Raw genomic sequence first — 7,618 nt, 5'->3', positions numbered from 1 at the left:
AGCGTATCTAATATTCAGTCTCGCGTATACCCGTCGATTGTTTGACACTTACATTTATAAAGGCAAAATAAAGATTCTGACCGTCCACATTTTATCCACATTTTGTCCACAAGAGTTTTCGAATACATGAACCACTGTCACCCCCGCTAACTCAAAAAGCCCCTCGGTCCTGTAAAGACCTGAGGGGCTTTCCACGTGCAAGTCCCGTAGGATTTCTTGCCGTTCTTAGTGAAGTCAGTATAGCACTAATACCGGATCTCCTGTCCCTCGCATCGCCATCCGGCCTTCGTGGCGGCATCGTGTTCCTTCAGGCTAGCCGTTAGTAAGTGCTCACCGCTGTGCGGATTGTACATCCGATAGATCGGCCTGGATCCGCCAGACACAAACGCCTGCCCTTCGTCTTTCCATCCGATGGAAAGTAATCGCGTCTTCTCGACTGGATCGGCGGTGAACAGGTGCGTCTTACCGGAATACAGCCGCCATACCGGGTCTCCATCAGTCGGCGCGATCCAGCCGACGCCTTCATACTTCCAGCCGCTATCCGCCAGATACTGAGCCTCTTTGCGGCTCTGAGTATAGAGATGGTCAGCGCCTGAATACAGCCGGTGCACGGATCCGGCTGCAGCTTCTGGAATCTTGATTGGATCTTTCTTGGGAACTGCTGCATCTGTCTTCATGAATTTAGCGACCTTATCCAGGAACGTACTCCATGAATACGGGCGACCGGATCTGAGCAGGCGCGGGCAGTCTTTTGCCATCCATTGCGCGTGCTGGAATACGTTGTGCTGCGCCGTTCCGCCGATCTGCTTCAGCAGGGAGGCGGTCAGCTCTGCCGCTCTGTCATGAGCTTTCTTGATGTCACCGCACTCACAAACTTCAATGGCAATCGTCTTGCGGTTACCAGCCCCTAGCGCACCATCACCGGCGTGCCAGCCGTTCTCATCGAGTGGGAGAAGCTGGAAGCAATCGATATCGTCGATCACAAAGTGGTAACTGGTAGACGCATTGAAGCCGCCGTTCTGCGTCATATACAGCATGTGATTTTTGGCCGATGCGCTGGATCCGGTATTGTGGATCGTCACGCCTGTTGGATCCATCGGGTAGCCAGGGCGAGCGGGCGTACCTGCCGGAATGTAGGATTTTGTAATTTCTACCATTTCATTTCCTCCATATAAAAGCGGAGCAAATTGCATAATCTGCAAATTACTCCGCCATGCTTTTATCCTGCTGTTTTCTCCAGATCGTCGATCCGGTGATTGGCCACTCTGATTTTTTCTGCCGTCACCCGCTGATCTTCCTCAAGGTGATAGACCCTCTCGATCAGCTGATTGTGTCTATCTTGCTTCTTCTCCAGTACGTCCAGGCGGTATTTCATGAGCGCCGACGTTTTACTGTTCGCGATCAGATTCACAACGATCGAAGCAATGGCCGGGATGCTGGCGGCGATGATCGCCGATGTAATTGTCGGATCCATCACTGCGTTACCTCATCTGGTACTTCCTCTTTAACCTCAGGAAGGCCGGCAATGGACGTGAGAACAGAGCAAATCCCGGCCATGATGGTGACGCTGACCAGATTCAGCCAGTCAACTTCCAGAACGCCGAACATGCCGGAACCGAGTACGGCAAGCGCCGACTGCGCCATTGTCTTGACGGCGCGCACGCCTGCGGCTTTGAACCAAAGTGTATTTTTCATTTCTGTTTCCTCTCTTTCCGTCTATCTGCGCATTGCGCACCGGACGGCAATACGTTCTGGCATAGGGCCGACCTCAACGCTGTCGACGTATCCGTCATTGCTTCCGAATGTGTAGATAGAAAGCACCCCCGACTGAAGCGGATCGATAATCGGCGAATCGCCCTGACCGAAAAGAATCTGCACACCACCCGTTTTCGTATCTTTCACGACAAAGAAAGCCGCGTATTTCATGCCGGATTTGGAGATGATATTTTGGGTAGTCATAATCTGTCCACCGCGACCTCGGAACGTAACCGGCACATCAGCTTCATACTCCGCGTTGATGGCAAAGCGGTACTCCGAATATGCGCCGTATAACGTGCCTGTGTTAGCGCCATACATATTTGCTATGTCGAAATGGTTAAATCCAATCGCCTCATTTTTGACATATTCGCTCGCCGCTTCTTCTTTCGCCAGATATGTATCTGCCGCATCCGTTTTGGCTAGATATGTATTGGCCGCATCTGCTCCGGATAAGTAATCCGCCGCTTCCAGCTGGCTTACCTTCGCGCTGAGCTGATTCAGCAAATCGTACTTTGGGTCTGTCTCCTCGATCGTGTCCGGCTCGAAGAAGTCGCCGATCTGGACTGTCATGGGCGAAAGGTGCCAGTGTTTGGAATCGCCACCGGATCCGCAAAGCTGGATCTGGCAATCACCTGGCGCAACCGCAAGACTCGCCGGAATGGTAAAGACGATTTCCAGCTTGCCGTCCTCGTCTTTCACGCTATCTGGCAGAACCGATCCACGCTGAAGGTTGACGTTTTCATATTGCATTTCCCACGTGATGGAGTTAAGGCTGATCCCCTTTGGAAGCTCGTCCACGTCTTTCTCGAGCAGGAAGCGAATGGTTCTTGTTGCGCTGTCGCCTGCTACGCCGATGACAGGCTTTTTATCTGAGCTGTCTGCGCTAACAACTTGTTTCGATTTAAAATCAGCTTGTAAAATTGTCATTTCATTCTCCTTTCATCAGAAAACCCGCCGGTGGAGGCGGGTTTTTTGTTTAATCTGGATAAGTATCTACCAATACAGGCAATGCCCAATAGAGTGTTGAATCACCTATAGTCCCCCCTGTTGCTGTTGATGTTGCAACAATTCTTACAGTGATTGTCCCGTCAAATTGAATCTTGACATGTGCCATTCCACTGCCGTCTCTTCCAAATGGAACATTTGCTGCTACAGTTGCGCTTTGAAATTTAAATCCGGTGTTATATGTGTAAGTTGTTCCCGGCGTATTTGGTTTAGAGCTTCCAAATGATATATCGCCGGTCACAACGGCGTTAGGGCCTTTACCCCAGCTCCGTATATAGACGCACGTTAAGTTGTTCGTATCATATAGAATCTTTTGATACCACCCTGTTTGAGGAGTGCGTAAGCGTTCACTTAAGATTCTTCCCTGGTTTGCAGACAACGCGCTTGTAGTGCTCGTGCTGGTCAAGTTGTTTACCACTGTCGGACTTGTTCCGTTCGATCCGTTCCGGTTCTTCAGGTAAAAGTAAGTTGTCGTTCCATCTGTTTTCGCGATAGCCACTTGAGTATGCAGGTAGTACCCGGCGGTAGGTGTAGGTAACGTCGTACTCCAGCTAGAAGAGCTTTGAGACGGCGTGGATGAGCTTGAGGATTGGTAGTACTTGACGGTTACAGAACTAATCCCGGTCCCGCTGGTCCCGGCGTCTCCCTTGAGACCTTGCGGGCCTTGCGGTCCCTGTACTCCATCTTTTCCGTCTTTCCCATCAGCACCATCTTGGATCAGTGTCGTATGATCACCGTTTTTATCTGTGATTTTCAGTGTCGATGTCTTACCCGACTTGCTAAGGCTAACAGTTGGTGAGATGCCGTCTTTTCCATTGCTCACATGGGCGGCGGACTCGTTCATGATGATCTTCACGCCGTCGCCGGTTGGCAGTTCTTCAACAGCTACTTTTGAGCGGGTAAGCGTGACCTCAGCCGTTCCTCTAAGGATGCTGCCCTGCAAAGCACTGAAGCTCAGAACATGCGATCCGATCGTCATAGCGACCGGATCCAGCTGGATCTGGTACGCAGAATCCCCTTTTGGGACTTCATTTCCGTCCAGATACCAGGTGATTTCCATGTCACTGGTTACGTCTATCGAATTTTTGCGAACGACTGCATTGAAAGTATGCGGCGTTCCGTCATCGTCCATGGCCGTTCCGTCGGCGGATGAAATGCGGCAGTCATAGATGGCGGCCTTCTCCATGGCTTCTTCTATCTGCGAAAGGATGGACTGAGAAAGTTTTGAACTCATTTCGGTGAAGTTATCGAGCTTTACGCCGGTTACTTCTCCTGTGGAAACGCACTGTTCTTTTTCTGTGATGCGGCACTGGTAGTACTCGATCGGCGCATAAGCAGCGTCTTCCACGGTCAGCCAGTCCCCGACACTTCCGGGAACGGTACCCCGGATCTCATAGGAAACTTTTGGCCGGCATAGTCTGCGCAGCTCTGCAAGCGCGGACTGATAAAGCTTTTCCTGCGTATCCGCATTTGAATCTTCGAAAAAGCGGACGACATATCCGTCGGCGTAGCCTCCGTCCGGGTTCTTGGTAAGACTCGACGGGTAGCGATCCCTTGCCTGCGGACAGCACAGATCTGTACTGTTCAGAATGTAGGCATAGCCGTCTGAATCTGTCGCTGAGGTTTCCGGGGTGTATCCATTCAGCGTAACCGTTACATCCTGATCCCCTTCCCGGGATGACTTGCCTCTTGCCCGAAGACGGGAGCAGAACTCTGTGAGATCCGTTGTCTTTCGAATAGATTCCGGACCGCTCCCCCAGCGGATGATCTGGTCTGTCAGATCCGTTCCGACGCCCTTTCTGTCGCCGGCTACGCATAAGGACATCTGAATTTCTTTCAGCCCGCCGTACAGGGTAAGCAATGGGGAAAGACGGACCTCAATTCCGAAGCTGCTGGCGAGGCTGGCCATGCGCTTTAAAATGCTTTCCCGTGCATCAAATTTGAGCTTCTTTTTCACGGTTGGAATATCATTTCTGACCGTTTTTAATATGTCACGCTCAAATCCCCATGCGTCCAGGTATTCCAGAAAAGTCATGTCCGTTGATGCGTCGAACTGGTCGACCTCTTCATTCAGGAACTCGAAGCTAAGTCCCTCGGATGTAATGACCGTTTCCGTTTCGTCCCGATCCACACCGGTAATCGTGAAGTACCAGTCTGAATCCTCAAAGCGAAAGGAGACTTTCATGCCTGCTTCGATCAGATGCGCGTCTTCATGAGAGCTGTCCACGGTAAAGGTAAACGTTGATGCTCCGCCAATTGTCAGATAGCTGTGAAGGCTGTCGCTGTAATAGTGCAGCGCTTTGGGCGCATTGTTGTCCAGAATCAGGACGGGCGTCTCCTCTGAGGAAAGAATGCAGATTCTCGGTGATTTCATTACAGCCACCTCTCCTGTACGTAAATCGTTACGCTAAGGGCACCGTCAAACCAGGTAGACGGCGTGATTCGGATCTCGTTCTCTCCGGGCGGAATCTTGAAGTACTGCGATCCGATCACTTCCAGATCCGGGCGGTACTGATCGTCCAGATAGATCTTTCCCGCTTTGCCATCGATCATGATTCTCGACTGCTGCGGGAACGCGACCGGGCGGGCAGAAGAGCCGGAGATGTGATCCTTGCGGAAGCGGAAGCGGCCAAGATAGTTGCGGGTCACGGCTTCTCGATCGGGAAAATGCGCAAATGAGAAACGGATCCGATTGCAGACCGTGTCTTTAAGCGCCGGTTCTGTATGTCCGTAATAATTGCCATTGAAGAAATAGCGGAAGCGTTCACCGTCTTTATGGAAGTCGTTATTGCCGTAAAAGCCCTGCGCGAAAGGATTTCTGCTGTCACAGACAAACGAGAAGGAACGAACCAGTTTTCCGTTGATCCACACGAGGTATTCCGCCCCGTTGGAGACACTGTTTTTGTGAATGGTAAGACAGGCAATTTCTTTTTCTGTCGTCCCGTTCACGTTCACGTTCATGAACATGATTTTCTGCTCACCGCACTGAGCGGCATGAGCCGTTTCGAACCAGTGGAAAAGAGAAACATAAAAGCTGCTCGCTCCGCCAGCTCGTGGATCCTGTGTCTGCTGAGTGGAATCCCGGGGCACCTGGACTTCAACCGTTCGCCTGCACCAGTCTCCTGAAGCATGAAAATTAGCCGGTCCGAGGGCCAGCCAGTCCTGCATTTTCTGGTCTCCAGTCGTAGCCGCCGCCCGGATCCGCTTGAGCGAATGCTGCGTTTCTCCGGCTGTAGATGGCCAGTCCTTGATCACATCACTGCTTTCCAGCAGCCATTCCTGTGCGTCGTCTACATGCACACTGCCAACCGCTTCGATGCTTCCAAACTCCATACCGCCGTAGGCAGAGCTGATCCCGATGTATCCATTCGGCTTGGATCCAGAAAGTTCAAAGCGCAAAAAGGCTTCCGCATTTCCATCGTTGTGGATGGTGATCGGGCTTTTTCGTGCCGCACTGACGCTTATGCTGACCGGCTTTTCGATAAGCGCGTACTTGTAGGGATCGTGGCAAACAATCTCAATTTCCCCAGTGACACTAAGGCAGCCAGGTTCTGGATCTGTATGGTTTCGAGCTGTTCCGACGAAGTACTTATCTGCCTCGTCCGCAAAAATCACCCTGACCTCATCCGGACTGAGAATCGAATTCAGGTGATTATAACTTTCACGAAAAGTCTCCGGGCTTTCTGCAGATAAACGATATTTCACTAAAAGCGAACGGGGCGGGATAACCCGGTTCTTAAATTCAGAACCGTCGAACCCGTCCCGTTTGTTTTCGCTAATTTCTTTAGCCAAGATCTCCCGCCCGCTTACGCTGAGAGTCCGAAACCCGGGGATCTGTTCGTCTGGCCAGATCCCGTTATAACTGAATGCTTCTGGCGGAAGATGAGTTTGAGAAGCGGGCTGTGTTGTATCAATGAACGCGTACATTTTTATCCTCCTGCCATCCGGATACTTAACTTTTCACGTCGATCCAGTTCTTCCTTCATGAATGACGCGCTGCCTTTGGCGATCGTACGTCCATCCAGCTCAATGGGAACTTCGATCAGTACATTCTTTGAAGACTGCTCAAAACTTCCCGCGGGAAGTGAAAAACCGCTCATGGAAGAAATGGCTTGATCCGGAATAGAAATCATTTCCTCGGTCGCTTTAGATACCTCTCCTGCCATAGATTCGATACCAATCGCGAACCCTTCACCCACGTAGTGACCAATCTTCATGAAAACACGTGAGGGGGACTGTACTTTCGTCGCATCTCTGGCCCCCTGGCTTGCGGCATTGCCAAGCGCTGCGCCGGCCTGATAAGCAGCGTCCACCTGCGATTGAATTCCCTGTACATAGCCGACGCCGTTATAAGCGCCGTTTGAATACATGACAGAATAACCGCCTGCGGTTGCGCTGGTTGAGCTGTTTTTAACGAGAGCTCCAGCAGTCATTGCGTGGCCCGCCTGATTGCCGACTCCTTCGGCATATGAGCGTCCGTTCGCCTGTCCATTTGTGGAGAATACTGCAGTATTTTTGATCGCATTGGCACTCATATCAGCCAGGCTTTTCGATGCGGACTGGGTTTGCGATGCGTTAGAAGTCATTCCGCCAGCCACAGCCGAAGGAACTTCTGCACCCGAGTTCTCTGCGTCCACCTTCACGTTGGATAATCCGCCGGAGATTACCTGCGCAATAGCCGCGGCAGCTGCTTCCGATCCGGTCGCGCCGCCTTCGATAGCCGCGTTATAAGCCGCCATCAGATCCTGTCCGGAAATCTGGCCGATATCCGGTCGGTTCATCTGAATCGACATGCTTTCCATGTAAGTGTCAAACAATCGACGGGTATACGCGAGACTGAATATTAGATACGCTA

General features: G+C 51.5%; 7 protein-coding genes. All 7 read right to left on the bottom strand.

Going from position 1 to position 7,618, the window contains the following annotated elements:
- Positions 1-245: 245 nt before the first annotated feature.
- Positions 246-1,157 carry an N-acetylmuramoyl-L-alanine amidase gene (locus ACLUYS_RS01135; protein WP_412658709.1) on the bottom strand — a complete coding sequence of 304 codons (912 nt, stop codon included), beginning with the start codon at positions 1,155-1,157 and terminating at the stop codon, positions 246-248.
- Between the two features lie 62 nt (positions 1,158-1,219).
- Positions 1,220-1,474 carry a hypothetical protein gene (locus ACLUYS_RS01130; RefSeq protein ID WP_412658708.1) on the bottom strand — a complete coding sequence of 85 codons (255 nt, stop codon included), beginning with the start codon at positions 1,472-1,474 and terminating at the stop codon, positions 1,220-1,222.
- Positions 1,474-1,695 carry a holin gene (locus ACLUYS_RS01125; RefSeq protein WP_412658707.1) on the bottom strand — a complete coding sequence of 74 codons (222 nt, stop codon included), beginning with the start codon at positions 1,693-1,695 and terminating at the stop codon, positions 1,474-1,476. The genes ACLUYS_RS01130 and ACLUYS_RS01125 overlap by 1 nt, the downstream gene beginning before the upstream one ends.
- A 21-nt stretch (positions 1,696-1,716) precedes the next feature.
- Complete coding sequence (locus tag ACLUYS_RS01120; RefSeq protein WP_412658706.1) at positions 1,717-2,685, bottom strand: hypothetical protein; 969 nt, start codon at positions 2,683-2,685, stop codon at positions 1,717-1,719.
- Positions 2,686-2,734: 49 nt separating this feature from the next.
- Positions 2,735-5,137, bottom strand: a complete 2,403-nt coding sequence (locus tag ACLUYS_RS01115) for a collagen-like protein (RefSeq protein ID WP_412658705.1) — start codon at positions 5,135-5,137, stop codon at positions 2,735-2,737.
- On the bottom strand, positions 5,137-6,690 hold the full coding sequence (locus ACLUYS_RS01110; protein ID WP_412658704.1) for a distal tail protein Dit: 1,554 nt from the start codon (positions 6,688-6,690) through the stop codon (positions 5,137-5,139). Before ACLUYS_RS01110 ends, ACLUYS_RS01115 begins: the two co-directional genes overlap by 1 nt.
- Positions 6,691-6,692: 2 nt before the next feature.
- On the bottom strand, positions 6,693-7,618 hold a 926-nt coding region (locus ACLUYS_RS01105), incomplete at its 5' end, for a hypothetical protein (protein WP_412658703.1).

Origin of the sequence: Allobaculum sp. (assembly GCF_047010065.1) — a bacterium.
GTDB classification, from domain to species: domain Bacteria; phylum Bacillota_I; class Bacilli_A; order Erysipelotrichales; family Erysipelotrichaceae; genus Allobaculum; species Allobaculum fili.
The sequence above is the reverse complement of the archived record's forward strand: the minus strand, read 5'-3'. Positions and strand labels throughout refer to the sequence as shown.

What these genes read in the sequence shown, in the direction of transcription:
- ACLUYS_RS01120 (WP_412658706.1), bottom strand. Translation starts at nt 2,685, where the DNA reads ATGACAATTTTACAAGCTGATTTTAAATCGAAACAAGTTGTTAGCGCA.
- ACLUYS_RS01130 (WP_412658708.1), bottom strand. Translation starts at nt 1,474, where the DNA reads ATGGATCCGACAATTACATCGGCGATCATCGCCGCCAGCATCCCGGCC.
- ACLUYS_RS01110 (WP_412658704.1), bottom strand. Translation starts at nt 6,690, where the DNA reads ATGTACGCGTTCATTGATACAACACAGCCCGCTTCTCAAACTCATCTT.
- ACLUYS_RS01125 (WP_412658707.1), bottom strand. Translation starts at nt 1,695, where the DNA reads ATGAAAAATACACTTTGGTTCAAAGCCGCAGGCGTGCGCGCCGTCAAG.
- ACLUYS_RS01115 (WP_412658705.1), bottom strand. Translation starts at nt 5,137, where the DNA reads ATGAAATCACCGAGAATCTGCATTCTTTCCTCAGAGGAGACGCCCGTC.
- ACLUYS_RS01135 (WP_412658709.1), bottom strand. Translation starts at nt 1,157, where the DNA reads ATGGTAGAAATTACAAAATCCTACATTCCGGCAGGTACGCCCGCTCGC.